The 26,249-nt window shown below is 65.1% G+C and carries 34 protein-coding genes; 7 read left to right on the forward strand and 27 right to left on the reverse strand.

Annotation, left to right across the window (positions count from 1 at the left end; all coding sequences use genetic code 11):
- The 22 genes from rpsH to ACEQZ0_RS00110 all read right to left on the reverse strand — a co-directional run.
- On the reverse strand, nucleotides 1-392 hold a 392-nt coding region (gene rpsH, locus ACEQZ0_RS00005), incomplete at its 3' end, for a 30S ribosomal protein S8 (RefSeq protein ID WP_370186975.1).
- 11 nt (nucleotides 393-403) lie between these two features.
- The gene (gene rpsN, locus ACEQZ0_RS00010) at nucleotides 404-709 is read right to left on the reverse strand and encodes a 30S ribosomal protein S14 (RefSeq protein ID WP_050599045.1); all 306 of its coding nucleotides are present in this window, start codon (nucleotides 707-709) and stop codon (nucleotides 404-406) included.
- A 41-nt stretch (nucleotides 710-750) separates the two neighbouring features.
- Nucleotides 751-1,329, reverse strand: coding sequence for a 50S ribosomal protein L5 (gene rplE / locus ACEQZ0_RS00015; protein ID WP_221600166.1), 579 nt, complete (start codon nucleotides 1,327-1,329; stop codon nucleotides 751-753).
- Entirely contained in the window at nucleotides 1,322-1,642 is a 321-nt protein-coding gene (gene rplX / locus ACEQZ0_RS00020) for a 50S ribosomal protein L24 (protein WP_370030643.1), read from the reverse strand. Before rplX ends, rplE begins: the two co-directional genes overlap by 8 nt.
- On the reverse strand, nucleotides 1,642-2,010 hold the full coding sequence (gene rplN / locus ACEQZ0_RS00025) for a 50S ribosomal protein L14 (protein WP_006831888.1): 369 nt from the start codon (nucleotides 2,008-2,010) through the stop codon (nucleotides 1,642-1,644). Before rplN ends, rplX begins: the two co-directional genes overlap by 1 nt.
- Before the next feature lie 62 nt (nucleotides 2,011-2,072).
- Nucleotides 2,073-2,363 (reverse strand): 30S ribosomal protein S17, encoded by a 291-nt coding sequence (gene rpsQ / locus ACEQZ0_RS00030; RefSeq protein ID WP_221600170.1) that lies wholly within the window; start codon nucleotides 2,361-2,363, stop codon nucleotides 2,073-2,075.
- 10 nt (nucleotides 2,364-2,373) lie between these two features.
- Nucleotides 2,374-2,583: a 50S ribosomal protein L29 gene (gene rpmC, locus ACEQZ0_RS00035; protein WP_370187832.1), complete on the reverse strand. Its 210-nt coding sequence runs from the start codon at nucleotides 2,581-2,583 to the stop codon at nucleotides 2,374-2,376.
- Nucleotides 2,583-3,017 (reverse strand): 50S ribosomal protein L16, encoded by a 435-nt coding sequence (rplP, locus tag ACEQZ0_RS00040; RefSeq protein ID WP_221600174.1) that lies wholly within the window; start codon nucleotides 3,015-3,017, stop codon nucleotides 2,583-2,585. The genes rpmC and rplP overlap by 1 nt, the downstream gene beginning before the upstream one ends.
- 21 nt (nucleotides 3,018-3,038) lie before the next feature.
- Complete coding sequence (rpsC, locus tag ACEQZ0_RS00045) at nucleotides 3,039-3,734, reverse strand: 30S ribosomal protein S3 (protein WP_370186980.1); 696 nt, start codon at nucleotides 3,732-3,734, stop codon at nucleotides 3,039-3,041.
- 1 nt (nucleotide 3,735) lies between these two features.
- Complete coding sequence (gene rplV / locus ACEQZ0_RS00050) at nucleotides 3,736-4,113, reverse strand: 50S ribosomal protein L22 (RefSeq protein ID WP_221590210.1); 378 nt, start codon at nucleotides 4,111-4,113, stop codon at nucleotides 3,736-3,738.
- On the reverse strand, nucleotides 4,113-4,388 hold the full coding sequence (gene rpsS, locus ACEQZ0_RS00055) for a 30S ribosomal protein S19 (protein WP_067464762.1): 276 nt from the start codon (nucleotides 4,386-4,388) through the stop codon (nucleotides 4,113-4,115). The genes rplV and rpsS overlap by 1 nt, the downstream gene beginning before the upstream one ends.
- A 6-nt stretch (nucleotides 4,389-4,394) precedes the next feature.
- Entirely contained in the window at nucleotides 4,395-5,231 is an 837-nt protein-coding gene (gene rplB / locus ACEQZ0_RS00060) for a 50S ribosomal protein L2 (RefSeq protein WP_370186983.1), read from the reverse strand.
- 14 nt (nucleotides 5,232-5,245) lie between these two features.
- Nucleotides 5,246-5,554: a 50S ribosomal protein L23 gene (locus ACEQZ0_RS00065; protein WP_370186985.1), complete on the reverse strand. Its 309-nt coding sequence runs from the start codon at nucleotides 5,552-5,554 to the stop codon at nucleotides 5,246-5,248.
- A complete protein-coding gene (gene rplD, locus ACEQZ0_RS00070) occupies nucleotides 5,547-6,170 on the reverse strand; it encodes a 50S ribosomal protein L4 (protein ID WP_370186987.1) in 624 nt (207 codons plus the stop codon). The genes ACEQZ0_RS00065 and rplD overlap by 8 nt, the downstream gene beginning before the upstream one ends.
- A gap of 3 nt (nucleotides 6,171-6,173) precedes the next feature.
- Complete coding sequence (gene rplC, locus ACEQZ0_RS00075; RefSeq protein ID WP_370186989.1) at nucleotides 6,174-7,040, reverse strand: 50S ribosomal protein L3; 867 nt, start codon at nucleotides 7,038-7,040, stop codon at nucleotides 6,174-6,176.
- Nucleotides 7,041-7,288: 248 nt separating this feature from the next.
- Nucleotides 7,289-7,600 (reverse strand): 30S ribosomal protein S10, encoded by a 312-nt coding sequence (rpsJ, locus tag ACEQZ0_RS00080; RefSeq protein ID WP_006831877.1) that lies wholly within the window; start codon nucleotides 7,598-7,600, stop codon nucleotides 7,289-7,291.
- Nucleotides 7,601-7,930: 330 nt separating this feature from the next.
- On the reverse strand, nucleotides 7,931-9,106 hold the full coding sequence (gene tuf, locus ACEQZ0_RS00085; protein ID WP_370186992.1) for an elongation factor Tu: 1,176 nt from the start codon (nucleotides 9,104-9,106) through the stop codon (nucleotides 7,931-7,933).
- 93 nt (nucleotides 9,107-9,199) lie between these two features.
- Complete coding sequence (fusA, locus tag ACEQZ0_RS00090) at nucleotides 9,200-11,293, reverse strand: elongation factor G (protein ID WP_370186994.1); 2,094 nt, start codon at nucleotides 11,291-11,293, stop codon at nucleotides 9,200-9,202.
- 136 nt (nucleotides 11,294-11,429) lie between these two features.
- Complete coding sequence (gene rpsG, locus ACEQZ0_RS00095) at nucleotides 11,430-11,900, reverse strand: 30S ribosomal protein S7 (RefSeq protein WP_200980828.1); 471 nt, start codon at nucleotides 11,898-11,900, stop codon at nucleotides 11,430-11,432.
- A gap of 268 nt (nucleotides 11,901-12,168) precedes the next feature.
- Entirely contained in the window at nucleotides 12,169-12,540 is a 372-nt protein-coding gene (gene rpsL, locus ACEQZ0_RS00100; protein WP_006831873.1) for a 30S ribosomal protein S12, read from the reverse strand.
- A 371-nt stretch (nucleotides 12,541-12,911) separates the two neighbouring features.
- Nucleotides 12,912-13,331, reverse strand: a complete 420-nt coding sequence (locus ACEQZ0_RS00105; protein WP_370186997.1) for a hypothetical protein — start codon at nucleotides 13,329-13,331, stop codon at nucleotides 12,912-12,914.
- A gap of 86 nt (nucleotides 13,332-13,417) precedes the next feature.
- Nucleotides 13,418-13,681 (reverse strand): cold-shock protein, encoded by a 264-nt coding sequence (locus ACEQZ0_RS00110; protein WP_370186999.1) that lies wholly within the window; start codon nucleotides 13,679-13,681, stop codon nucleotides 13,418-13,420.
- A 343-nt stretch (nucleotides 13,682-14,024) separates the two neighbouring features.
- Here ACEQZ0_RS00110 and ACEQZ0_RS00115 point away from each other — a divergent pair, with 343 nt between their 5' ends.
- Both ACEQZ0_RS00115 and ACEQZ0_RS00120 read left to right on the forward strand, forming a co-directional pair.
- Nucleotides 14,025-14,798, forward strand: a complete 774-nt coding sequence (locus tag ACEQZ0_RS00115) for a hypothetical protein (RefSeq protein ID WP_370187000.1) — start codon at nucleotides 14,025-14,027, stop codon at nucleotides 14,796-14,798.
- A gap of 117 nt (nucleotides 14,799-14,915) precedes the next feature.
- Complete coding sequence (locus ACEQZ0_RS00120) at nucleotides 14,916-15,560, forward strand: GNAT family N-acetyltransferase (protein ID WP_370187002.1); 645 nt, start codon at nucleotides 14,916-14,918, stop codon at nucleotides 15,558-15,560.
- Nucleotides 15,561-15,578: 18 nt separating this feature from the next.
- On the opposite strand, the gene ACEQZ0_RS00125 is transcribed toward ACEQZ0_RS00120, so the two are convergent.
- Nucleotides 15,579-16,376 carry a LysR family transcriptional regulator gene (locus ACEQZ0_RS00125; protein WP_370187004.1) on the reverse strand — a complete coding sequence of 266 codons (798 nt, stop codon included), beginning with the start codon at nucleotides 16,374-16,376 and terminating at the stop codon, nucleotides 15,579-15,581.
- A gap of 85 nt (nucleotides 16,377-16,461) precedes the next feature.
- Nucleotides 16,462-18,390: an alpha/beta hydrolase family protein gene (locus ACEQZ0_RS00130; protein WP_370187006.1), complete on the reverse strand. Its 1,929-nt coding sequence runs from the start codon at nucleotides 18,388-18,390 to the stop codon at nucleotides 16,462-16,464.
- Between the two features lie 257 nt (nucleotides 18,391-18,647).
- On the opposite strand from ACEQZ0_RS00130, the gene ACEQZ0_RS00135 reads away from it, so the two are divergent.
- From ACEQZ0_RS00135 to ACEQZ0_RS00145, 3 genes are read left to right on the forward strand one after another with little or no spacing between them, the layout of a single operon-like run.
- Entirely contained in the window at nucleotides 18,648-20,813 is a 2,166-nt protein-coding gene (locus tag ACEQZ0_RS00135) for an RNA degradosome polyphosphate kinase (RefSeq protein ID WP_370187008.1), read from the forward strand.
- Nucleotides 20,810-22,339 (forward strand): Ppx/GppA family phosphatase, encoded by a 1,530-nt coding sequence (locus ACEQZ0_RS00140; RefSeq protein ID WP_370187010.1) that lies wholly within the window; start codon nucleotides 20,810-20,812, stop codon nucleotides 22,337-22,339. The genes ACEQZ0_RS00135 and ACEQZ0_RS00140 overlap by 4 nt, the downstream gene beginning before the upstream one ends.
- Before the next feature lie 55 nt (nucleotides 22,340-22,394).
- Nucleotides 22,395-23,003, forward strand: coding sequence for a DUF305 domain-containing protein (locus tag ACEQZ0_RS00145; protein WP_370187012.1), 609 nt, complete (start codon nucleotides 22,395-22,397; stop codon nucleotides 23,001-23,003).
- A gap of 6 nt (nucleotides 23,004-23,009) precedes the next feature.
- Here ACEQZ0_RS00145 and apaG read toward each other — a convergent pair whose 3' ends face one another.
- Nucleotides 23,010-23,408, reverse strand: coding sequence for a Co2+/Mg2+ efflux protein ApaG (gene apaG, locus ACEQZ0_RS00150; RefSeq protein WP_370187834.1), 399 nt, complete (start codon nucleotides 23,406-23,408; stop codon nucleotides 23,010-23,012).
- A gap of 119 nt (nucleotides 23,409-23,527) precedes the next feature.
- The gene (locus ACEQZ0_RS00155; RefSeq protein ID WP_370187014.1) at nucleotides 23,528-24,142 is read right to left on the reverse strand and encodes a 2-hydroxychromene-2-carboxylate isomerase; all 615 of its coding nucleotides are present in this window, start codon (nucleotides 24,140-24,142) and stop codon (nucleotides 23,528-23,530) included.
- 52 nt (nucleotides 24,143-24,194) lie between these two features.
- Between ACEQZ0_RS00155 and ACEQZ0_RS00160 the strand changes: the two genes are divergently transcribed.
- Nucleotides 24,195-24,509, forward strand: a complete 315-nt coding sequence (locus ACEQZ0_RS00160) for an excalibur calcium-binding domain-containing protein (RefSeq protein ID WP_370187017.1) — start codon at nucleotides 24,195-24,197, stop codon at nucleotides 24,507-24,509.
- Nucleotides 24,510-24,596: 87 nt separating this feature from the next.
- Complete coding sequence (locus ACEQZ0_RS00165) at nucleotides 24,597-25,010, forward strand: DUF6628 family protein (RefSeq protein WP_370187019.1); 414 nt, start codon at nucleotides 24,597-24,599, stop codon at nucleotides 25,008-25,010.
- Here ACEQZ0_RS00165 and ACEQZ0_RS00170 read toward each other — a convergent pair.
- On the reverse strand, nucleotides 25,007-26,212 hold the full coding sequence (locus ACEQZ0_RS00170; RefSeq protein ID WP_370187021.1) for a PLP-dependent aspartate aminotransferase family protein: 1,206 nt from the start codon (nucleotides 26,210-26,212) through the stop codon (nucleotides 25,007-25,009). The genes ACEQZ0_RS00165 and ACEQZ0_RS00170 overlap by 4 nt on opposite strands.
- Nucleotides 26,213-26,249 lie beyond the last annotated feature (37 nt).

The raw sequence follows: 26,249 nt of genomic DNA on the forward strand, positions 1-26,249 counted from the left end.
AACACCTCCGCCAGCACTTCGCCGCCGACGTTTTCAGTGCGCGCTTCCGCGTCGGAAAGCACACCCTTGGGCGTCGAGACGATGGTGATGCCGAGGCCGTTGCGCACTACGGGGAGTTCTTTCGAACCCGCATAGACGCGGCGGCCAGGCTTGGAGACACGGGCAACATGCTTGATCGCAGGTTCGCCTTCGAAATACTTCAGTTCGATCCGCAGCTGTGCATGCTTGCCCGAAGCATCATCGCTGTAGCCACGGATGTAGCCTTCGCGCTGAAGCACTTCGAGAACGTTTGCACGCAGCTTGCTGGCAGGCGAGAGGACGCTGTCCTTCTTCGCCTGCTGGCCGTTGCGGATACGGGTGAGCATATCACCCAGGGGATCGGTCATAGCCATCTGTCTTTACCTCACCAGCTCGACTTGGTCAGGCCCGGAATCAGGCCCTTGTTGCCGAGGTCGCGCAGTTCGATGCGGTTGAGACCGAACTTGCGGTAGTAGCCGCGCGGGCGGCCGGTGGTGGAGCAGCGGTTGCGCACCCGGGTCGGGTTCGCATTGCGCGGCAGTTCCGCCATCTTGAGCCGGGCCATCAGGCGCTCGGTCTCGTCGAGGCTTTCATCGTCAGCGATAGCCTTCAGCTTCGCGAACTTTTCCGCATACTGCTTGACGAGCTTCTTGCGACGCTCGTTCTTGTTGATCGAACTCAGTTTCGCCATTGGACTTAAGTTCCTTCCTTATCCTGCGATCCGGAAGCGGCTCACGCCGCCTCCTTCTCTTCCGACTTTTCAGCCGGGAACGGGAAACCGAACAGCTTCAGAAGCTCGCGAGCTTCCTCGTCGGTCTTCGCCGTCGTGGTTACGATGATGTCCATCCCCCGGACCTTGTCGATCTGGTCGTAGCTGATCTCGGGAAAGATGATCTGTTCCTTCAGGCCCATGGCATAGTTGCCACGGCCGTCGAACGACTTAGGGTTGAGGCCGCGGAAGTCGCGGATGCGCGGCATGGCCACGGTCACCAGGCGATCCATGAACTCGTACATGCGTTCGCGGCGCAGGGTGACCTTGCAGCCGATCGGCATGCCTTCACGCAGCTTGAACTGCGCGATCGACTTCTTGGCCTTGGTGATGACCGGCTTCTGGCCGGCGATCAGTGCCATTTCCTCGGCTGCGGTCTGAACCTTCTTCTTGTCCTGGCTGGCTTCGCCGACGCCCATGTTGAGCGTGATCTTTTCCAGCTTGGGGACTTCAAGAGCGTTCTTGTAGCCGAACTTCTCGGTCATCGCCTTGACGATCTGCTCGTCGTAGCGCTGCTTCATGCGGGGCGTGTAATCAGCCATCGATGGTCTCCCCGGACTTCACGGCAACGCGCACCTTCTTGCCGTCCTTCTCTTCGAAACGGACGCGGGTGGCCTTGCCGGTCTTCGGATCGGCCAGCGCAACCTTGCTGATGGCCATCGGCGCTTCGAAGCGGTCGATGCCACCCTGCGGGTTCTGCTGGGTCGGCTTGCGGTGACGGGCGGCGATGTTGACGCCTTCGACGACGATCTTGCCGTCCTTCGGCATGACCTTCGCGACGGTGCCGGTCTTGCCCTTGTCCTTGCCGGACAGGACGACGACGCTGTCACCCTTCTTGATCTTAGCGGCGGCCATTACAGCACCTCCGGAGCAAGCGAGATGATCTTCATGAAGCCGCGGCCGCGCAGTTCGCGCACCACCGGGCCGAAGATACGGGTGCCGATCGGCTCTTCGTTCTTGTTGACGAGCACCGCGGCGTTGCTGTCGAAGCGGATCACGCTGCCATCGGGGCGGCGAACGTCCTTCTTCGTGCGCACGATGACGGCGCGATGGACATCGCCCTTCTTCACCTTGGTGCGCGGCTGGGCTTCCTTGACGGAAACCACGATCACGTCGCCGACGGAAGCAGTCCGGCGCTTCGAGCCGCCCAGTACCTTGATGCACTGGACGCGCTTGGCGCCGCTGTTGTCCGCGACGTCGAGATTGGATTGCATCTGGATCATCGATCCGGTTCCTTCTCAATGGCTTGCCGGAACAAGTCCGGCAGTTCCTACGTCAAAAAAGCTCAGTTACCGGCGGCTTCGACTTCGAGGTCAGCCTCGACAGCCTGCGTGCCACCTGCGGTAACGCGATCGATCACCTGCCAGGTCTTGGTCTTGGAGATCGGCTTGGTTTCTTCGATGCGCACGACGTCGCCGAGCGTGAACTCGTTGTTTTCGTCATGGGCATGGTACTTCTTCGAGCGGCGAATGATCTTCCCGTAGAGGGGGTGCTTCACCTTGCGCTCGACGAGCACGGTCACGGTCTTGTCGGTCTTGTCGGAGGTGACGGTCCCGATCAGGATACGCTTGGGCATGGTCTACTCCTTAAACCTTCGCTTCAGCCGAACGCGAACGCTCGGTCTGCAGCGTCTTGATCTTGGCGATCGTGCGGCGGACTTCGCGGATGCGGGCCGGAGCCTCGAGCTGGTTCGTCGCCGCCTGGAAGCGGAGGTTGAACTGCTCGCGCTTCAGCGTGGTCAGCTCTTCGGCCAGCTGGTCGTCCGACTTCTGGCGCAGGTCTTCAATCTTGGCCATCATTCGCCTCCCAGGTGGGCGGTGTCACCCATGCGGGCGACGACCTTGGTCTTGATCGGCAGCTTCATCGCTGCGCGCTCGAACGCTTCGGCGGCCAGCGGGCCGGCGACGCCGTCGAGTTCGAACAGGATGCGGCCCGGCTTCACGCGAGCGGCCCAGTATTCGATCGAACCCTTGCCCTTACCCTGACGGACTTCGGCAGGCTTCTTCGACACCGGCACGTCGGGGAAGACGCGGATCCAGAGACGGCCCTGACGCTTGATGTGACGGGTGATCGCACGACGCGCGGCTTCGATCTGGCGCGCGGTGATGCGTTCGGGTTCCATCGCCTTCAGGCCGTACGACCCGAAGTTCAGCGTGGTGCCGCCCTTGGCGTTGCCATGGATCTTGCCCTTGAACGCCTTGCGGTACTTGGTTTTCTTCGGTTGCAGCATGGTTCTTTCCTAATCCTGCAATCAGCGCGCCGGACGGACGCCCGAGGTCTGGGCTTCCATCATCAGGCGGTCCTGGGCGGTCGGGTCATGCGCCATGATCTCGCCCTTGAAGATCCAGCACTTGATGCCGATGATCCCGTAGGCGGTGAGCGCTTCGGCTTCCGCATAGTCGATGTTGGCGCGCAGCGTGTGCAGCGGCACACGGCCTTCGCGGTACCATTCGACGCGAGCGATTTCCGCACCGCCGAGACGGCCGCCGCAGGTGATCTTGATGCCTTCGGCACCCAGACGCAGGGCGGACTGCACGGCGCGCTTCATGGCGCGGCGGAAAGCGACACGGCGGATCAGCTGGTCGGCGATGCCCTGGGCGACGAGCTTGGCGTCGATTTCCGGCTTGCGGATCTCGACAATGTTCAGCTTCACTTCGCTTTCGGTCATCTTCGACAGCTTGGCGCGCAGCTTCTCGATGTCCGCACCCTTCTTGCCGATGATCACACCGGGACGGGCTGCGTAGATCGAGATGCGGCACAGCTTGGCCGGACGCTCGATGACCACCTTCGAGATCGCTGCCTGCGGCAGGTTCTCGACGATGTACTTGCGGATTTCGACATCCTCGCTGAGCAGCTTGGCGTAGTCGCGCCCTTCGGCGTACCAGCGGCTGTCCCAGGTGCGGTTGATCTGCAGGCGCAGACCGATCGGGTTGCTCTTATGGCCCATCTTACGCCTCTTCCTGCTCGCGGACGACGATGCGCAGGCGGCTGAACGGCTTCAGGATGCGCGTCGACTTGCCGCGACCACGGGTGTGGAAGCGCTTCATCGTGATCGACTTGCCCACCGAAGCCTCGGCAACGACCAGTGCGTCGACATCGAGGTTGTGGTTGTTTTCCGCATTGGCGATCGCCGAAGCGAGTACCTTGCTGGCGTCCTTCGCCATCGCCTTCTTCGAGAAAGCGAGGATGTTCATGGCCTCTTCGGCCTTCTTGCCGCGGATCAGGCCGGCGACGAGGTTGAGCTTCTGCGCCGAACCACGGATCGTGGTCCCGACGGCGAGCGCCTCGTTGTCGGCAACGCGACGGGGTGCCTTCTGCTTGCTCATCAGCGCTTACCCTTCTTGTCGGCGGCGTGACCCGGGAAGGTGCGCGTGGGCGCGAATTCACCGAGCTTGTGGCCGACCATTTCTTCCGAAACGGAGACCGGGATGAACTTGTGACCGTTGTAGACGTTGAACGTCAGACCAACGAACTGCGGCAGGATGGTGGAACGGCGCGACCAGGTCTTGATCGGCTTGGCGCCACCGGCGTCCTGGGCGGTCTCTGCCTTCTTGAGAAGGCTGAGCTCGACGAACGGACCTTTCCAGACGGAACGAGCCATGTCGGATTACCTCTTCTTCTTCGCGTGGCGCGAACGGATAATCATCTTGTCCGTCGCCTTGTTCTTGCGGGTACGGGCGCCCTTGGTCGGCTTGCCCCACGGGGTCACCGGATGACGGCCACCGCTGGTGCGGCCTTCACCACCACCGTGCGGGTGGTCGACCGGGTTCTTGGCGACACCACGGGTGAGCGGCTTGATGCCCATCCAGCGACGACGACCGGCCTTGCCCAGGTTCTGGTTCTGGTTGTCCGGGTTCGACACGGCGCCAACGGTGCCCATGCAGTCGGCGCGCAGGTAACGCTGCTCGCCGCTGTTGAGACGCACGATGACCATGCCGCGGTCACGACCGACCAGCTGAACGTAGGAACCGGCTGCGCGGGCGATCTGGCCGCCCTTGCCCGGCTTCATTTCCACGTTGTGGCAGATGGTGCCGACCGGCATCTGGCCGAGCAGCATGGCGTTGCCGGGCTTGGTGTCGACCTTTTCGCCGGCCACGACCTTGTCGCCGACAGCGAGACGCTGCGGAGCAAGGATGTAGGCCAGTTCGCCGTCGTCATACTTCACCAGCGCGATGAAAGCGGTGCGGTTCGGATCGTATTCGAGCCGTTCGACGGTGCCTTCGACGTCCCACTTGCGACGCTTGAAGTCGACATAGCGGTACTTCTGCTTGTGGCCGCCGGCCATGCCGCGCGAAGTGACGTGGCCCTTGTTGTTGCGGCCACCGGTCTTGCGCTTGCCTTCGACGAGCGACTTGACCGGCTTGCCCTTGTAGAGGCCCGACTTGTCGACGAGGATCAGGCCGCGACGGCCCGGGCTCGTAGGTTTGTAGTTCTTGAGTGCCATTACTCTCTAGCCCCTCAGATACCGCTGGTGACGTCGATCGAGTCGCCGTCCTTCAGGGTGACCACGGCCTTCTTCTGGTCGACGCGCTTGTAAGGCTTGCCTTTCCAGCGCTTGGTCTTGCCCTTCACGTTGATGGTGTTCACGCCGGTGACGCTGACACCGAAGATCGCCTCGACCGCTTCCTTGATCTGCGGCTTGGTGGCGTCGCCCGCGACCTTGAAGACCACGGCGTTGTGTTCCGACGCCAGCGTAGCCTTCTCGGTGATGTGCGGTGCGAGCACGACGTCGTAGTGACGCGCTTCCACTTCCTGCTTCTTAGCCATTGAAACGGGCCTCCAGCTTTTCGACCGCGTCCTTGGTCAGGACCAGCGTGTCGTGCTTCAGGATGTCGTAGACGTTGGCACCCACCGCCGGCAGCACGTTGACGCCGGGGATGTTGCGGGCAGCCTTGCTGAAACCGTCGTTGACGCTTTCGCCGTCGATCACGAGGACCTTGCCGTTCCAGCCGTTCTTGCCGAAGGTTGCGACGAGAGCCTTGGTCTTGGCATCCTTGAGCTCGAGGCTGTCGACGATCACGAGACCGTCCCTGGCCTTGGTCGAGAGAGCCATCTTCAGGCCGAGCGCACGAACCTTCTTGTTCAGCGACGGGTTGAAGTCGCGCTTGCGCGCACCGTGGGCCTTGCCGCCGCCGATGAAGATCGGGGCTGCGCGGTCGCCGTGACGAGCCGTGCCGCCGCCCTTCTGGCGACCCCACTTCTTGCCGGTGCGGGCAACGTCCGAACGCTCGCGCGTCGGGCGAGCGGTGCCGCGGCGGTTTTCGAGCTGCCAGGTGACAACCCGGTGCAGGATGTCGGCACGCGGCTCGAGACCGAACACGTCATCGTTCAGTTCGATGTCGCCCGACGCCTTGCCGTCGATTTTCTGGACCTTCACCTTCACGGATCAGCCCTCCTTGTTCTCGTCCGAGCCGGTGTCGGCTGCGGGCGTATCGGTGGTGGTTTCGGTGTCGGCACCGGCTTCCTGTTCCTTCAGCAGCTTTTCCTGCTGTTCGGCGGAAATTTCCGTGCCAACTTCATGCTCGGCAGCGCTCTCGACGAGACCGGCATCAGCTTCCTGATGCTCGAATTCGTCGCGGTTGCGATACATCACACCCGGGAACGGCAGGTCGGCATGGTCGATCTTGACCGCGTCCTTAACCAGCAGCCAGGCGTTCTTCGCACCCGGGACCGAGCCCTTGACGAAGAGCAGGCCGCGATCGGCGTCGGTGCGCACGATCTCGAGGTTCTGCTGGGTGCGCTGGCGGTCGCCCATGTGGCCGGCCATCTTCTTGCCCTTGAACACGCGGCCCGGATCCTGGCGGTTACCCGTCGAACCGTGCGAGCGGTGCGAGAGCGAAACGCCGTGGGTGGCACGCAGACCGCCGAAGCCCCAACGCTTCATGGCGCCGGCGAAGCCCTTGCCCTGCGTGTGACCGGTGATGTCGACCTTCTGGCCGGCAACGAAGTGCTCGGCCGAGATGCGGGCACCGACGGGAAGCAGGGCTTCCTCGGTGTCGACGCGGAATTCGGCGACCTTCATCTTCAGCGGAACCTGCGCCTTGGCGAAGGCTTCGCGCTGCGGCTTGTTCACGTTCTTCTGCTTGGCTTCGCCCGAACCGACCTGGACTGCGAAGTAACCATCGCGATCTTCGGTGCGGTGAGCAGTGACCTGGCAGTTTTCCAGCGCGAGAACGGTGACCGGCACGTGCCGACCGTCCTCCTGGAAGAGGCGGGTCATCCCGACTTTCTTTGCGATAACGCCAGTGCGCATCGTAAAACTCCTAAACAGAGGCACCCCGGCCCATCCGAGGTGCTTGCCAGCCCGTTTTGTGATGCGTCGCCCCGTCCGGGCTGAGTGCCTCCGCAGCATGAAGCCTTGGAAGCGAGACGGGGGACGCAGGCCCGGATCAGATCCGGCGGTATCCCGATGTCTTGCCGGACCTTGCGGACCGACGGGGCTATCGAGCGCCCCTGAACTTCCGGCCCGTTTAAGGTCCTGCCGGGGACCGGATCAGCGGCTTAGGCCAGCTTGATCTCGACGTTCACGCCCGCTGCGAGGTCGAGCTTCATCAGCGCGTCGACGGTCTGGGCGTTGGGCTGCACGATGTCGAGCAACCGCTTGTAGGTGCGCACCTCGAACTGCTCGCGCGACTTCTTGTCGATGTGCGGACCGCGGTTCACGGTGAACTTCTCGATACGCGTCGGCATGGGAATGGGGCCACGAATAAGAGCACCCGTGCGACGCGCGGTGTCTGCGATTTCGCCAGTTGCCTGGTCGAGAACGCGATGGTCGAACGCCTTGAGGCGAATGCGGATATTCTGAGCTTCCATTACCTACACCGATGCGAAAGAGCCAAGCGAGCCTTGTCCGTTGCCGTTTCAGACCCGCAAAAAAGAAAGGCCCGCCCTAGTCGGCCCGGTTTCCCGGATCGGGCGACCTTCCATGAATTCTTGTGCGACGGGGACGCGAATCCCTGTCTGTGGGCGCGCATATACGGAGCAGAGCCCCGGCTGGCAACCCCCGATTTCCGCCCCGATGCAAAAGCCGAAAACCAGGCGCGACGGACCGTGCGCGCGGTCCGGCAAATGCCTTCATAAAAAGCGAAGGCCCGCCCCTCGTAACGAGGAGCGGGCCAAAGCTGTGCAGTCGCTTGTGCGAGCTTACTTCGTGATCGAAGCAACCACGCCCGAGCCGACGGTGCGGCCGCCTTCGCGGATAGCGAAGCGCAGGCCTTCGTCCATGGCGATCGGTGCGATCAGCTTGACGTTGATCGTCACGTTGTCGCCCGGCATCACCATTTCGGTGCCTTCGGGAAGGATGACTTCGCCGGTCACGTCGGTGGTGCGGAAGTAGAACTGCGGACGATAGTTCGCGAAGAACGGCGTGTGACGGCCGCCTTCGTCCTTCGACAGGACGTAGACTTCGGCGCTGAATTCGGTGTGCGGGGTAACCGAACCCGGCTTCGCGAGGACCTGGCCACGCTCGACGTCTTCACGGCCGATGCCGCGGATCAGGGCACCGATGTTATCGCCGGCTTCGCCGCGATCGAGCAGCTTGCGGAACATTTCGACACCGGTGACGGTGGTCTTCTGGGTGTCCTTGATGCCGACGATTTCGACTTCGTCGCCAACGTTCACGACGCCGGTTTCGACACGGCCGGTGACGACGGTGCCGCGGCCCGAGATCGAGAACACGTCCTCGATCGGCATCAGGAACGGCTTGTCGACCGGACGGTCGGGAGTCGGGATGTGGGTGTCGACGGCTTCCATCAGTTCCTTGATCGAGTTTTCACCGATTTCCGGATCGCGACCTTCGAGAGCGGCCAGAGCCGAGCCCTTGATGATCGGAATGTTGTCGCCGTCGAAGTCGTACGAGCTGAGCAGTTCGCGAACTTCGAGTTCGACGAGCTCGAGGATTTCCTCGTCGTCGACCTGGTCGACCTTGTTCATGTAGACGACCAGCGCGGGGACGCCGACCTGACGGGCAAGCAGGATGTGCTCGCGGGTCTGCGGCATCGGGCCGTCGGCTGCGTTCACGACCAGGATCGCGCCGTCCATCTGGGCGGCACCGGTGATCATGTTCTTGACGTAGTCGGCGTGGCCCGGGCAGTCGACGTGCGCATAGTGACGTGCGTCGGTTTCGTATTCGACGTGCGCGGTCGAGATGGTGATGCCGCGCTCACGCTCTTCGGGAGCCTTGTCGATGTTTGCGAAATCGACGGCCGAACCCTGAACCTTGGTGATCGCCGCGGTCAGCGTGGTCTTGCCGTGGTCAACGTGACCGATGGTGCCGACGTTGACGTGCGGCTTGTTACGCTCGAACTTTTCCTTCGCCATTTTCCAATAACCTCTGTCTTAAAAATTGGGATTTCTGCGGGGAGGAAGCGGCGCCCGCGGAATCAGGCGCCGCCCCTAGACCTCAAAGCTCGCTTACGCAAGCTTCTCCTTGACCTCGGCCGCAACGTTTGCCGGGACCTCGTCGTAGTGGCTGAACTGCATCGAGTACTGGGCTCGTCCCTGAGTGAACGAGCGCAGTTCGTTGACGTAGCCGAACATGTTCGCGAGCGGCACGTTGGCTTCGACGACCTGGGCATTGCCGCGGCTGTCGGTGCCCTGGATCTGGCCACGACGCGAGTTGAGGTCGCCGATGACGTCGCCGAGATAGTCCTCGGGGGTCACGACTTCCACCTTCATGATCGGCTCGAGCAGCTTGATGCCCGAACGCTCGGCCACTTCGCGCATCGCACCGCGACCGGCGATTTCGAACGCGATCGCGCTTGAGTCGACGTCGTGGTAGGCACCGTCGTAAAGCGTGACGGTGAAGTCGATGATCGGGAAGCCGACCAGGTGACCGCTTTCGGCCTGCTCGCGCATGCCCTTCTCGATCGCGGGGATGTATTCCTTCGGAATGTTACCGCCCTTGATCTCGTCTTCGAAGACGAAGCCCTGGCCGCGCTCACCCGGGGTGACCTTGACCTTGACGCGGCCGAACTGGCCCGAGCCGCCCGACTGCTTCTTGTGGGTGTAGTCGACGTCGACCGGCTTGCCGAGATATTCGCGGTAGGCCACCTGCGGCGCACCGACATTGGCCTCGACCTTGAATTCGCGCTTCATGCGATCGACGAGGATGTCGAGGTGAAGCTCGCCCATGCCCTTGATGATCGTCTGGCCGGATTCGTGGTCGGTCGACACGCGGAAGCTCGGATCCTCGGCGGCCAGGCGGTTGAGCGCGACGCCCATCTTTTCCTGGTCGGCCTTGGTCTTGGGTTCCACCGACAGCTCGATCACCGGCTCGGGGAACTCCATCCGCTCGAGAATGATCGGGGCGTTCGACGCGCACAGCGTGTCGCCGGTGGTGGTTTCCTTGAGGCCCGCGATGGCGACGATGTCGCCGGCGAATGCTTCATCGATGTCCTCGCGGTTGTTCGAGTGCATCAGCAGCATGCGGCCGATCTTTTCCTTCTTTTCCTTTACCGAGTTCAGAACCGAGCCCTTGGTGAGCTGGCCCGAGTAGATGCGGGTGAAGGTGAGCGAGCCGACGAACGGGTCGTTCATGATCTTGAAGGCGAGCGCGGCGAAGGGCGCATCGTCCGACGACGGACGGGTGTCTTCCTCGTCGCTGTCGGGCTTGACGCCCTTGATCGCCGGAACGTCGAGCGGGCTCGGCATGTAGTCGACCACGGCGTCGAGCAGGGGCTGGACGCCCTTGTTCTTGAACGCCGAGCCGCACAGCACGGGCACGAAATCGCGCGCCATGGTGCCCTTGCGGATCAGCTTCTTGAGCGTCGCCGCGTCGGGCTCGTTGCCTTCGAGATAGGCTTCCATGACCTCGTCGTCCTGTTCGACGGCGGTCTCGACCAGCTTCTCGCGGTATTCGGCAGCCTTGTCGGCCATGTCGGCGGGGATGTCGACATAGTCGAACTTCGCGCCGAGGTCTTCGGCCTGCCACACGATGCCGCGCATGTTGACGAGGTCGACCACGCCCTTGAGGTCGCTTTCCGCGCCGATCGGGAGATAGAGGACCAGCGGGGTCGCGCCGAGGCGGTCGATGATCGACTGGACGCAATAGTAGAAGTCGGCGCCGGTGCGGTCGAGCTTGTTGACGAAGCACATCCGCGGAACGCCGTATTTGTCGGCCTGGCGCCAGACAGTCTCGGACTGCGGTTCGACGCCGGCGACGCCGTCGAACACGGCGACCGCGCCGTCGAGCACGCGCAGCGAGCGTTCGACTTCGATGGTGAAGTCGACGTGTCCGGGCGTGTCGATGATGTTGATGCGGTGCTTGGGACCTTCACCGTCCTCGGCCGACCAGAAGGTGGTCGTCGCCGCCGAGGTGATGGTGATGCCGCGTTCCTGCTCCTGCTCCATCCAGTCCATCGTCGCGGCGCCGTCGTGGACTTCGCCGATCTTGTAGGACTTGCCGGTGTAGTAGAGGATGCGTTCGGTCGTGGTGGTCTTGCCGGCATCGATGTGGGCCATGATGCCGATATTGCGGTACCGCTCCAGCGGATATTCGCGGGCCATGTGGAATTCCTCGATCTTCGGGGGTGGGCGAACCCGGCCCCCATGTAGGGATTGATGCGACAGTTTCGAGACCCTTCGATCCTTCGACAGGCTCAGGATGAGCGGGCGAAGGGCGAAGGGCCCGAAACTCTCCCGCTTACCAGCGGTAGTGCGAGAAGGCGCGGTTCGCGTCCGCCATGCGGTGCGTGTCTTCGCGCTTCTTGACGGCATTGCCGCGGTTGTTGGCCGCATCCATCAGCTCGCCCGACAGGCGGGCCGCCATGGTGGTTTCCGGACGACCGCGCGCGGCGGTGATCAGCCAGCGGATGGCCAGCGCCTGGGCACGCTCGGGGCGGACCTCGACCGGCACCTGGTAGGTCGCACCGCCGACGCGGCGGCTGCGCACTTCGACCTGCGGCTTGATGTTGTCGAGCGCGGCATGGAACAGCTCGACCGGGTTCGCCTTGGCCTTGGCTTCGACGGTGTCGAGCGCGGTGTAGACGATACCTTCGGCGACGGCCTTCTTACCGTCGTACATGAGGTTGTTCATGAACTTCGACAGGACCTGATCACCGAACTTGGGATCAGGCAGGATTTCCCGCTTCTCGGGACGACGACGACGTGACATTTCGTTTAACTCCTTCGGAGTGGTCGCTCACCTCCGTGAGCGCCCTGCGGCTCCAGCCCTCTCCCCCGCCCGGCCACCCAGATCCTACCTCAGGTAGGTGTCCGGGCGGGGGAGAGGCCTGGCCCCGCGTTAGAACTCTTGGGCTTCGGTGCCGGTCCGCTTCCCCACCCGGCTACCCTATAAGGATAATGCCTTGGGTGGCCGGGTGGGGGAGCGGGCCGGTGCCGTAGCTGACGACGGACGTCGTCAGCGCACCCAACAAAACCCCTTACTTCGGACGCTTGGCGCCGTACTTCGAGCGGCTCTGCTTGCGGTCCTTGACACCCTGCGTGTCGAGCACGCCGCGCAGGACGTGGTAGCGCACGCCGGGAAGGTCGCGCACACGGCCGCCGCGGATCAGCACGACGCTGTGTTCCTGCAGGTTGTGGCCTTCGCCCGGGATGTAGGAGATGACTTCGCGCTGGTTGGTCAGGCGGACCTTGGCAACCTTGCGCAGCGCCGAGTTCGGCTTCTTCGGGGTCGTCGTGTAGACGCGGGTGCAGACGCCGCGCTTCTGCGGGTTCTGCTCCATCGCAGGGACCTTGCTCTTGGCCTTCTGCGGAACGCGGCCCTTGCGGACCAGCTGGTTGATCGTCGGCATATGAGTTCTTTCTCTTCACCGTATGAAGGTGACGACTAGCGGGTTCGGGGATGGTGTGACTGGCTTAGCCCGTCATCCCAGCGAAAGCTGGGATCGCTGCCCACAAGCGTGGCGCCTGCGGCACGAGATTCCAGCTTTCGCTGGAATGACGTCTAAGCTGAATCCACTCCACCCATCGGCCCACACGGCCACCGGGTTACTTTGACGGCTGCCCCCAGCGTTTCCGCTGCAATAGAAAAGAGCCCGAGTGCATGCGCACCAGGCCCCGGGACATGACCGGCAATGTTCAGCTCTATCTGCCCTGTGAGGGAATCACGCGAGGTGGGTCCAACACCGGATGGGCGCGCACATAGAGGGATGGGGGTGCGGGGTCAAGCCGGTCGCTCGTCCGGCTCCTGCGACAGCTGGCGCATGTGCTCGGCCAGCGCCAGGCCGAGGTCGGTGTAGACATAGGGGCCCACGTGATATTCGCGCACCAGCTTCACGGCGACGCCATCGGGCAAGGGCGCTTCGGTCGGATCGAGCGCGCCGCCCTCGCCTTCCCACGAATCGACTGCCTTCTCTGCCGGCGCAGGTGCGGGATCTCCCGCATAGGTTCCGTAGATGATGGTGTCCGGCGTGGCGAGCGGGGCCTTGGTATCGGGCATCTGGCGTAACTCCCGCAATTGCCGCACGCGCTCGGCATATTCGGCGACCTTGGCGAAGTGGTTGTCGCGCGCGTCGTCGTCGCCCGCCATGCCCGCCCGCATGACCGAGGCCTGGTGTTGGTGAAGCAGTTCGTTGAGGTCCATGGTGCGTCCCTTCCGGGTTGAGAGGATGCGGGAACGGCCCGGCCGCCACCTCGCGGCGCGGTCGGGCCATCACGGTTGGGGATGGATTAGTGGGCCTGCTGGCGACCGGCGATCTTCTCGCCCTGCTGGCGAACCTGCTCCTGCTCCTGCTGGCGCAGGTTGATCGCCTGCGGCTTGCCGCCGCCGACCTGGCGGGTTTCATAGCCATAGCGCTGGCCGACCTTGGGCTCGGCAGCCTCCCGCTGGAGGTCCGCCTTCACGAAAGCGAGCGGTTCGCCGCCCTTTTCGGGAGAGATCGTGCCGCGACCCTTGCCGGTGTCGTAGCTCTTGATGTTGCCATAATGGGACATGGTGGAGTTCCTTCGATTTCGCGCAGGCGCTCAAAAGCGACCGCTTGTGCGCGGAGGCTAAGAGGCGAAATGGAAAGAAGGGAGGGCAACTGGCCCTCGGGACCGTCGATCGCGACTGGTAGCTGAATATCAGATGGGGTGCCCGAGGCGGGTTTACAAGGGGGCGCAGGAGAGAAACGTACGGGCGGGTGCGGGCATACATCCAATGGTTTCTTATTTCGTAGTTTTTCGTTTTGGTCGATGACGCGGCACGCCTGCCGCTGTCGGCTCCAAATCCAAACGCTGGGCATCAGGCTAGAAACCATTTTCCTACTCAGCGGGAATGTGCATCCTGTGCACGGTCATGCCCAAGTCCGACCACCCCACCCCTTCCCGCAAGATCGCCCGGCAGGCGACCTCCGCGGTCGCCTTCACCGCCGACGAGCCCGATGAGGACGATCCGCTGCTCGCCTTCACCCCCTTCCTCCACCGGCAGCCGCGGCGCAATTCGATCACGCCCGATCTCCAGCGGCGCTTCGTCGCCACGCTCGCCGCCACCGGCATCGTCAAGGTCGCCGCGCGGCATATCGGGAAGAGCCTCGAGGCGCTTTACAAGCTGCGTGCGCGCCCCGGCGCGGAGGGCTTTGCCGCAGCGTGGGACGCGGCGCTCGCGCGCGGGGTGCAGCGGCTGGAAGACGTGGCGATGGAACGCGCCATGCTCGGCACGCCCACACCGCTCGTCTCGGGCGGCAAGCTGCTCGGCCTGTGGAACAAGCCCGACAACAATTTGCTGCGCTTCCTGCTGCGCAACCGCCTGCCCGAGACCTATGGCGCGAGCGCCCTCGCCCCCGGCCAGCCCGCCTATGAGGCGGTGCGCGCCGAGCTGGAAGCGGATTTCGCCGCGCGCATGGCCGACTATGTCCGCGAGCGCGATGCGGCTGACGCGAAACGCGAGCGCGAGCGCGAGGCGCGGCTCGAGGAAGCCGAGCGGGCCGAGGCCGAGTGGGAGGAGGAGCAGGCGCGGCTCGCCGCCGAGGCCGCCGCCGCCCGCACCCCCGAGGAGGAGGAGCGCGAGACGCGGCTGTTCATGCTGTCGCGCTGGAGCCTGAAGGATCTGCAGGAGCGAATCGACTGGTAGGCGCGCCGCGCGTGCGGGGGCTCGTGGGTTCGTATGCCGTGCGGCGATACTGGCGCGGGGGCGCGAAAGCCCCTAGGTTGCGCGGCGCGGGGGCGAGTTGCGCGATGGAGTGCGAGAATGGCCGATACTGCCGGGAGCCCGATATCGCTGCGTTCGCAGGGCAGCTGCGGGCCGTCCTCGATCGTCACGCAGCTCGCCGACGGGCGCGACATCTGCATCCGCACCATGGGGCCCGATGACGAGGAGCGGCTGCGCGGCGGGATCGCGCGGATGAGCCCGCGCTCGCGCTATCTGCGCTTCTTCTCCGGCGGGGCGAGCCCGCCCGACTGGGTGATCGAGCGGCTGCTCGACGTCGACGGCGTGCTCCACCTCGCCTGGGGCGCGATCGACATGTCGCAGCCGGGCGAGCCGGTGATGGGCGCGGTCCACGCGATGCGCCCCAGTGCGGGCGAGCGCGAGGCCGAGTTCTCGGTCGGCGTGGTCGACGATTATCACGCCATGGGCGTGGGCCGGCTGCTCGCCGCGACGCTGCTGCTCGATGCGGCGGACGGGCAGATGGAGGCGTTTCGCGCGCATGTGCTGGCCGAGAACGAGGCCGCGCGCGGCTTCATCCGGCGGCTCGGCGGGCGCCATGTTGCGCAGGACGGGCCGCAGGCGGAATATCTGCTCGAGGTCGCGCCCGCGCTGGCGCGGCTGCGGCAGGAAAGCGACCCGCCGGGGCTGGCGGCGATCTTCGCGCATTTCGATTCGCCCGCCGGGTAGCGCGCGCGAGCCGGGCCCCTATTCGGAGAGGAAGGCGACCAGCGCCTTGACCTTCTTGGTCCGCCATTGCGGCGTCGGCGCGACCAGCCAGTAGGCGCGCGTGCCGGTGTGCGGCCCGTCGAGCACCTCGAGCAGGCCGGCGTCGAGCGCTTCCTTGACCAGCAGTTCGGGCAGGATCGCCTTGCCCAGCCCGGCGAGCGCCGAGGACAGCGCCTGGCCGGCGTTGGACACGGTGACATGCGCGGCGATGCCGTCCTGCAGCGGCAGGCCCCAGTCGATCCACTTGTCGGGCGCGCCGCCATGCTCGGCCGGGCGCGCGACGGTGACGCGGCGGGCCTCGTCGAGTTCGATCCCCTGCAATTCGCCCGGGCCGTCGACCAGCCGGATCGCGCAATCGAGATTGGCCTCGGTGAAATCGGCATTCTCGTCGGCGACGAAGGCGAAGCGGATCTCGGGATTGGCCTCGCCGAATTTCGCCAGCCGCGGGGCGAGCCATTGCGCGTAGAATTCGCGCGGGCAGGCGATGGTGTAGCTGTCGCTCGCCTGCCCCGCCTGCATCGCCGAGACGCTTTCCTCGAACTTGAGGAAGCCCTCGCGCAGCGCGTCGAGCCCGGCGGCGCCTTCCTGCGTCAGCTCGAGCCCCTTGCTGGTGCGGCGGAACAATACCGTGCCGAGATGGTCCTCGAGCGCGCGGATCTGCTGGCCGACCGCGGCGGGCGTCACCGCCAGCTCGTCGGCGGCGCGGGTGAAGGAGAGGTGCCGCGCGGCGGCATCGTAAACGCGCAGGGCGTTGAGAGGCAGGTGGGTACGCTTCATCGCATGGCCGAGTTAGGCAATGCTGCGCTGCGGCACAAGTCGCCTATGGCAAGCGGCATCGAAAATGCTCCCGCGCGCGGCCCGCTCAATCGGGCGGATTGTGTCGCTCGAGGAAACTGACCATCGCGTTGAGCAGCTTCTCGTGATTGCCCTTGCGCACCGGCGTGTGCCCGTCCTCGAGCACCAGTGTGTCCAGGGGGACGCCGAGCCGCTCGGCCTTCTCGACCAGCCGGTAATATTGCGAATAGGGCACGCGCGAGTCGTCCTTGCCCTGGCCCAGGAACACCGGCCGCGTGAGCCGACCGAGCTGGGCCATGGGCGAGACGTCGCTGAGATCGAAGCCCGATTCCTTGCCGCGTATCCTGGGCTTCCACGATTCGGAATAGTGGCGCCGGGTCATGCTCCCCTGGTCATAGAGCAGCAGCGCGTCCCAATCGGTCACGCCCGCCCAGCTCGCCGCGCAGCGGTAGAGTTCTGGATTGCGGATGACCGCCCACAGCGCGGCATAACCGCCATAGCTGGCGCCGACCACGCAGACGCGTTCGGGATCGGCGTAGCCCTGCGCCACTGCCCAACGCGTCGCATCGTCGATATCGTCCTGCATCTTGCGGCCGATCTCGCCATCGCCGGCTTCCTCGAAGTCCGCCCCGAAGCCACCCGAGCCGCGGAAATTGGGCTGCAGCACGGCGTAGCCACGATTGGCGAAGAGCTGCACCCAGTCATCATATTCGAGATCGTCGCGGATGCCATAGGGCCCGCCATGCGGCATGACGATGAGCGGCAGGCCGGTCTCGCCGCGTCCGCGCGGCAGCGTCAGATAGCTGCGCATGGTCAGCCCGTCGCGCGTCGCGATATCGTGCGCAGCACCGCGCGAAAGCAGGCGGAAGTCGATATCGGGGCGCAGATTGGCGAGGAAGGCGAGCCGCTTTTCCGCCGGTGTGAAGACATAGAGCGCGCCCGGATCGTCGGGTCCCGTCTGCAGGACCAGCATTCGCTTGTCGCCGGCATTGGACGTGATCTTGACGCTGTGCCCGCCGAGAGCCTGCGAGAGGCTGTCCTGCAACGCGGCCATGTCCTTGTCGAGCCATAGCTGGCGGACGCGGTCGTCCCGGATCGTCACCGCGGCCGGATTTCCCTGGCGGTCGAGCCGTACGCTTTCCACGCCCCACCGCTCGTCTTCATAAACCACCGATCCGGCCGTGCCGGTGCGAAAATCGAACTCGTGGAGGATTTCGCGACCGTCCTCGGACGGCTGGAGCATGTAGCCGATGTCGCTTCCGGGCCGCAGTCCGATGACATCCCACATTTCGAGCGTATCCTCGTCGTCGCGCGCGATCTTGGTAACCCGCTCGAATTCCTCGTCGGGACCTCCACGATAGAGCACGACGATCGATCCGCGGCTGGTGCGCCCCATGCCCAGCCGGACCACACCATCGCTGTCGGCGAACCAGAGCTGCACACCGCCTTGGTTGTCGACCACGCGCTCGGATCGCTCCATCGCGCTGCCATCGAGCGGAACACGCCACACCTCGGCCTCGAACCGGGCCTGATTCTGATAGTTCAGCAGAACATATTCGCCTGCGGGGTCGACATAGACCACCGAATCACCGTCGACCGAGGCCTTCTTCATCCCGGCGTACGCCATCTTGCCGGTCGCCATGTCGAAGACCAGCAGCCGCGACATCCGCGCCCAGTAATTGGCGTTCTCGGTCTCGTAGGTAACCGACAGCAGCAGGCGGTCGTCCCCCGCCCAGCGAAACCAGTTGAAATCGTCGTGTTTCCCTGCGTCGACCACTCTTTCGAGCGCCAGCGTATCGGCGTCGTAGATGCGGACCATCTGCTTTCCGTCGGTGATCTCGCCGATCGCGATCCGGCGGCCGGTTTCCGAAAGGCGTGCGCCATCAAGCACAAGCCAGTCGGCGAAGGCCGCAACGGGAATCTTGGCCGGGCGCCCTGCGGCATCGATCTGCGGCGGCGGATCATTCTGAGCGGCAAGGCCGGCTGGAGCCAGCACAAGGCTAAGCGCGCAGGCCAGAGCCTGGCAGCAATGCGACCGGAATAGAGACACTGTAGGCAACCCCCTGAGAACCCGCACAATCTACCCGCCACTGCGCTGCATGCAAGCTTCGCTGGAGAAAATTCGCTTTCCGACAAGCGTTTAACAATCCACCCAATTCGCTCGTCGAAACAAATGCTTTGCTATAGCCGTTCGCGCAGCCACATTGTAACCGTTCCGTCATAATCGAGGACCATGCCCGAAAGCACGCCCGCATGACCGCCGAAGCATCCCGCAGCATCCCGGCCAACGACGCCGGACCCGAAGCGCCCGCCGCGCCGCGGGATCGCTATACCAATCGCGAACTGAGCTGGCTGTCGTTCAACCGCCGCGTGCTCGCCGAGAGCGAGAACACCCGCTACCCGCTGCTCGAACGGCTGCGCTTCCTGTCGATCTCGGCAAGCAATCTCGACGAATTCACCATGGTCCGCATCGCCGGGCTCGAAGGGCAGGTCCAGCGCGGGATCGAGACGCAGGGCATCGACGGCGCCAGCCCGCGCCAGCAGCTCGAGGCGATCCGCGAACAGGTCTCCGCGCTCGAGGACCGCCAGCAGGACAGCCTCGACACGCTGCGCGCCCTGCTTGCCGAGGAAGGCATCCTGATCTCGGCGATCGACGATCTCGCGAAGGGCCAGCAGCAATGGCTCGCCGACTATTTCGAAAGCGACGTCCTGCCGCTGATCACCCCGCAGGCGATCGACCCGAGCCACCCCTTCCCCTTCGTCGCCAACCAGGGGATCGGGGTGATCTTCCGGCTCAAGCGCGGCAAGCGCAAGGCCGACCTGATCGAGATGGTGCTGATCCCCAGCGGCGCACCGCGCTTCGTGCGCGTGCCCGGCGAGCAGGCGGTCTATGTCGCGATCGAACAGCTGGTGACACGCTTCGCCGACCAGCTCTTCCCCGGCTTCAAGGTGCTCGGCGACGGTATCTTCCGCGTCATTCGCGACAGCGACATCGAGGTCGAGGAGGAGGCCGAGGACCTGGTGCGCTATTTCCGCACCGCCATCCAGCGCCGCCGCCGCGGGCGCACGGTATTGCTCGAACTCGACGACGATTGCGACGAAGTGGCCGAAGCGCTGCTGCGCGAACAGCTCGAGGTCGAGGAGGCGATGATCGTCAAGACCGGCGGCATGCTGGGCCTCGCCGACCTCGCCGCGATCTGCAACGAAGCGCGGCCCGATTTGAAATTCGAACCCTTCGCCCCGCGCTATCCCGAACGCATCCTCGAGCATGACGGCGACTGTTTCGCCGCCATCCGCGAGAAGGACATCGTCATCCACCACCCGTTCGAGAGTTTCGACGTGGTGGTCGATTTCCTCAGCCAGGCGGCGCGCGATCCGGCGGTGATGTCGATCAAGCAGACGCTCTATCGTGCGGGCGACCAGTCGCCGGTGATCGCGGCGCTGATCGAGGCGGCGCAGAACGGCAAGGCGGTGACTGCCGTGGTCGAGCTGAAGGCCCGCTTCGACGAGGAACGCAACATCCACTGGGCGAGCGAGCTGGAGCGCGCCGGGGTGCAGGTGATCTACGGCTTCACCGACTGGAAGACCCACGCCAAGGTCAGCCTGGTGGTCCGCCGCGAGGAGGACGGCTACCGCACCTATTGCCACTTCGGCACCGGCAACTACCACCCCGTCAACGCCAAGATCTACACCGATTTGAGCTTCTTCACCGCCGATGCCGCGCTGGGGCGCGATGCCGCCAAGATGTTCAATTTCATCACCGGCTATATCGAGCCCGACGACCTCGAAAAGATCGCCGTGTCGCCGATCGGGCTGCAGGAAAAGCTCTATGAGCTGATAGACGGGGAAATCGCGAATGCGGCCGCGGGCAAGCCCGCCGGGATCTGGGTGAAGCTCAATTCGATCACCAACAAGGCGATGATCGACAAGCTTTACGAAGCCAGCCAGGCCGGAGTCGAAATCCGCATGGTGGTGCGCGGGATCTGCTCGCTTCGCGCCGGATTGCCGGGGATATCGGAAAACATCAGCGTCAAGTCGGTGATCGGGCGCTTCCTCGAACATTCGCGCATCTGGGCCTTCGCCAACGGCAAGGCGCTGCCCAGCCGCCAGGCCAGGGTTTTCCTGACCAGCGCCGATGCCATGAGCCGCAATCTCGAACACCGTGTGGAGGTGCTGGTGCCGATCACCAACAAGACCGTCCACGACCAGGTGCTGGGGCAGGTCATGCTCGCTAATATCCTCGACACCGAACAGAGCTGGCAGCTCGAACCCGATGGCCAGTACCACCGCCTGCGACAGGGCGAAGGCGGGTTCAATTGCCACCAGTATTTCATGGCCAATCCCTCGCTGTCGGGACGCGGCGCGGCGCTGGCCGACCACGAGGTCCCCCGCCTGACGCTGAAAGATCGGGCGCGGTGAACAAATCGCGTTCGGCCAAGTGGCAGCGGCGGCTGATCCAGCCCCCGCGCGCGGTGATCGATATCGGTTCGAACACGGTGCGCATGGTGATCTACGAAGGCACCGGTCGGGCGCCCGAAGTGGTGTGGAACGAGAAGGTGGCCGCCCGGCTCGGCCGCGACCTTTCGGACACGGGGCGTATTCCCGAAGAAGCGGCGGACGAGGCGCTGGCCGCGCTCGCACGTTACGCGCTGATCCTCGGCGATCTGGGGATCGAGGATGTCCAGACGGTGGCCACCGCCGCTACGCGCGATGCCGAAAACGGCGCCGAATTCCTCGGCCGCGTGGCCGATCTGGGCCTCGCGCCGCGGTTGCTCTCGGGCGAAGAGGAAGCCTGTGCCTCGGCGATGGGCGCATTGGGTGCCTTCCCCGGCGCGCGGGGTGTGGTGGCCGATCTCGGCGGGGGCAGCCTCGAACTGGTCTCGGTGGCCGACAACACGTGCCACGAGGCCGCGAGCCTCAGGCTCGGCACGCTGCGCCTGCCCGCCTTGCGCGAAGCCGGGGCTAAGGCTTTCGAGGTTGCGGTGCACGATCAGCTCGCTTCGGTCGGCTGGGCCTCGGCGCATCCCGGGCCGATGTATATGATCGGCGGCACATGGCGCGCGCTTGCCGCTTATGCGATGCGCTCGTCCGACTATCCGCTGACCGATCCGCACGGCTTCACGCTGCTGCCCGACGATGCGCGGCGGCTGGCGGAGGAACTCGTCGGCGCCAGGCCCGAAGATCTGATGGAGATCAGCGGTATCACCCCGATGCGCGCGCATTACCTGCCCGATGCCGCCGCCTTGCTGCGCCCGCTGCTCGACGAGATAGGCCCCGACGAGCTGGTGTTTTCATCGTGGGGGATCCGCGAAGGCCTGCTTTATTCGCGACTCAATCCGGCGCAGATGCAGGCCGATCCGCTCCTCGCGGGCGTCACCGCCTATGCCGCGCCGCGCGATGCGTCGATCACCGAGGCGACACTGCTTGTCGCCTGGACGGTCGACCTCGCCGATGGCGACGGAAGGGTGAACGAGCGGCTTCGGCTCGCCGCCGCCCAACTGTCGGGCGCGCTTCAGCGCGTCGAGCCCAATTTGCGGGTCAGCCACGCGGTCGAATGGTCGCTGGGCAAGCGCTGGATCGATCTTGATGCGCGCGGGCGGGCAATGATCTGCGCTGCGCTGTTCGGCAGCATGGGCCGCACCGAACTGCCCACCAAACTGCGCGAGCTCGCCAGCGACGACGATTTGCGCGAAGGCATGACCTGGGGCCTCGGCTTCCGCCTCGCGCGGCGCCTGGGCGGCGGCAGCAAGGTCTCGCTGACCACCAGTGCGCTGCGGCGCAAAAAGAAGAGCCTGGTGCTGCGCCTGGACGAAAGCCGCGCCGCGCTGGCGAACTACCCCGCGACCCTCGATTTCGAGATCCTCGCCGAATGGCTCGACCTCAAGCCGAAGATCAAGATCGGCAGGTTCGACTTCTCCGGTGTGAGCGAGGACCAGGACCTCTAATTCGGAACCGCCCCCTCGTGTCTTCCGTTGGTCGGGAAAACACAGGGGAACTTCGATGGATAGCTCTCAGAGCCACGGTGGGCATGGCAAATGGACCACCTTTTTCGCCATGATCGCGACCTCGGTCGTGACCATGTTCGTGCTGACCTATTTCAACAGCTGGGCGATCGACCACGCCTTCTTCAGCCAGACGCGCATGTGGATGGCGCTGTTGATGGGCTGCGCGATGATCGTGGTGATGCTCGGCTTCATGTGGGGGATGTACCAGTCGCGCACCGTCAAGCTGCTGGTGTTCGCCGCCGCCTTCGTCTTCGGCGGGCTGTTCCTGTGGCTGGTTCGCAGCCAGCAGACGATCGAGGACGAAGCCTGGATGAAAGCGATGATCCCGCACCATTCGATCGCCATCCTGACCAGCAAGCGTGCCCGGATCAGCGATCCGCGCGTGCGCAAGCTGGCCGACAGCATCATCGAGGCGCAGATCAAGGAAATCGCCGAGATGAAGCTGTTGCTCGCCGATATCGAGGCCAATGGCGAAATGGGCACGGGCGACGCCATACTAGGACGCTCGACGAAGCTGACGCCTGAACTCGAGGCCAAGGCCAAGAAAGCCGTCGGTCGCGAAATCACCGCCGAGGGCGAATCCGACCTCGCGCCGATGCGCTGACAAGGTTCAGGTAGCGGTGGCCGGGGCGGCGAGCGGGAAGAAGGGAATCCGCACTTCGAGCGGCGAGCCGTCCTCGGCATGGAAAGTGTAGAAGCCTTCCATCGAGCCATGCGGCGTATCGAGCGGGCAGCCGCTGACGTAATCGTGGCTCTGGCCGGGCATCAGCACCGGCTGTTCGCCGACCACGCCTTCGCCGTCGACATGGTTGACCAGCCCGCGCCCGTCGGTGATCCGCCAGTGGCGGGTCAGCAGCTGGACCCGTTCGTGCGAACCGTTTTCGATGCGGATGTGATAGACCCAGAACCACTTGCCCGCCTCGGGCCGTGACTGCTCGGGCAGGAAGTTCACCGCCACGCGCACGGTGATCCCGTGGGTGATGGCGGCATGCTGGAAAAGTTCCTTGATCACCCTACCAATGTAGAGGGGCCGTGGACCCACGCAACCCGTCGGTTGCACTTATCCCCCAAGCGCGGGCGATTCAGCGCGGTTAAACAAGCGCTTGGCGCAGATGGACGCGCGCCGGTTCAGGGTTTGCCGCCGGCGAGAAATTCCTCGAGCTGGCCGAGACGTTCCTTGCCGAACCACATTTCTCCATCGACGAAAAAGGTCGGGATGCCGAAGGCGCCGCGTCCGACGGCGTGCTCGGTGTTCTCGGCTAGCCGCGCCTTGACGCCCGCATCCTGCGTCGCGGCGAGCAGGCGCTCGGCATCGAGACCGGCCTGGGCCAGCGCGCTCCCGACCGCACCGGCGTCGCCGCAATCGATGTTGCGTTCCCACACCGCGGGCAGCAGCGCCTCGACGATCGCCTGCCGCTCGGCCTCGTCCCGCGCGGCGACGAGCACGCGCTGGAGCAGGATCGAGTTGAACGGCAGCGCGGGATGCATGTGGAACCGGTCCATGCCGTGGCGATCGAGGAAGCGCCGGAATTCGAGCGCGGCATAGGCCACCTTCCCCTTCACACCGGCATCGCGGACCATCGGCGGGGCATTGCCGGTAAGCTTGTGCATCCCGCCGAGGAACACCGGCGTGACCGTGAGCCGCGCCCCGGTGCGCGCGACCACGTCCTTGAGCGGGTACCAGGCGAGATAGCCGTTGGGCGCGGCGAAATCGAAAATGTATTCGACGGTAGGCTCGGTCAATTTACCCTCCTTCTTTTGCCTCGGGTAACGTCTTGCCGCCAGAGATGCGAGGATGAAAACCATCGCGCTGCTTCTTCCGCTGGCGCTATTCGCCGGCCCACCGCCTCCCGCGTTCGCGCATCCGGGCGGGCTCAACGCCGAGGGATGCCACAACAACCGCAAGACCGGCGGCTATCACTGCCACCGCAACCGGCGCCCGACGCAGCAGGCCCCGGCCGCCCAGTTGCGGGGCGATGTCTACTTCCCCAATTGCGCGGCCGCGCGCGCGGCGGGCGCCGCCCCGATCTATCGCGGCCAGCCGGGCTATCGCCCCGCGCTCGACCGCGACAACGACGGGGTGGCATGCGAACCCTATCGCGGTCGCTAGCGCGAACGCGGCACCGGGGGGGAAAGCCGCGACTCTTTCCTTGCGAATGATTTGCAATAGCATACGATGGACCTCCAAGGAGATCGCATGGCCAATTCGCATGATTCGTCCGCCCTCGACCTGCCGCTGCCCGCGCGGCGCCACCAGACGCTCGGCCTGGTGATCCTGCGGCGGCTGGCCGCGCACGGGCTGCACGATGCCCGTGCGAGCCTGCTGGCGCTCGACGCGGCGGGGACCGATTTCCGCAAGCTGCTGGTGCTGGCCCGCGCGCTGGTACTCGATCTCTCGCGCAGTTCGCGGCGCAGGATCCTGCTCGCGCCCTGCTGCGCGGCGGGGATGACGCGCGACGAGGGGCTGCTGATGGCGCTGGTCGGCGGCGCGGGGCTCGACGTCCACGGCGCGCTGACCGACGACGCGCGCTATCCGATCGCCATGGGCAGCGCGCATGCGCTGGGCAAGGAGCTGGAACGGATCGCGATCCGCAACGGCTGGCGGCGCTAGAGCCCCGCCGCCGTCAGCGCGCGGTCGAGATCCTCCTTGAGGTCCTCGACATCCTCGAGCCCGACATTGATCCGCAACAGGCCCTCGGTCACGCCCATGGCATCGCGATCCTCCTGCGTCATCCCGGCATGCGTCGTGCTTGCCGGGTGGCACATCAGGCTGCGCGAATCGCCGATATTGTTCGACAGGTCGACCAGCTCGAGCGCGTCGAGCAGCGCGAAGGCGGTCGCGCGGTCGCCCACGTCGAGCGCGAAGATCGGACCCGTGGCGACCATCTGCCGCGTTGCGAGTTCGTGGCGCGGATGGCTCGGCAGGCCGGGGTGGAGGATTTTCGGCACGCGCGGCTCGATGAAGCGGCCCAGTTCGACTGCGTTCGCGCTCTGCCGCCGCGCGCGCAGGTCGAGCGTTTCGAGCCCCTTCATCACCACCCAGGCGTTGAAGGGCGCGATATTGGGACCGGTGTTGCGCTGGAAGGGCAGCAGCACCTCGTCGATCCACTGCTGCGAACCGCAGACCGCGCCTGCCAGCACCCGGCCCTGCCCGTCCATCAGCTTGGTCGCGCTGTAGGCGACCACGTCGGCGCCGAACTCCATCGGCTTCTGCAGCGCGCTGGTGGCGAAGGCATTGTCGACCACGGTGGTAATGCCATGCGCCTTCGCCACCCCGCAGACATGCGTGAGATCGACCACGTCGAGCGTCGGGTTGGCCGGAGTCTCGAAGAAGAACACCTTTGTGTTGGGCCGGATCGCGGCCTCCCAGGCATGATCGTCGGCGCTGTCGACCACGCTGGTCTCGATCCCGAAGCGCGGCAGCAGGTGGTCGAGCAGCCAGCGGCACGAACCGAACGCGGCGCGCGCGCCGACCACGTGATCGCCGGCCGAGAGCTGGCACAGCAGCGCGGTGGTCATCGCCGCCATCCCGCTCGCCTGTGCGCGGCAGGCCTCGGCCCCTTCCATCAGCGCGATGCGTTCTTCCAGCATGGCGACGGTGGGGTTCTGCAGGCGCGAATAGGTCATCCCTTCGGCCTCGCCCGCGAAGCGGTCGGCCACCGTCTGCGCGTCGTCGTAGGTATAGCCCGAGGTGAGGAACAGCGCCTCGCTCGTCTCGCCATGCTCCGATCGCCAGGTGCCGCCGCGCACCGCCTGCGTCGCGGGGCGCCATGCGCTGGTGATCGAGCGGTCCATGCCGGTGGTCTTCTTCATGGGCAGCGGGATAGCACGGCGCGCGGGCGCAGCAAGC

It is taken from the genome of Qipengyuania sp. (assembly GCF_964227205.1).
Classification (GTDB): domain Bacteria; phylum Pseudomonadota; class Alphaproteobacteria; order Sphingomonadales; family Sphingomonadaceae; genus Qipengyuania.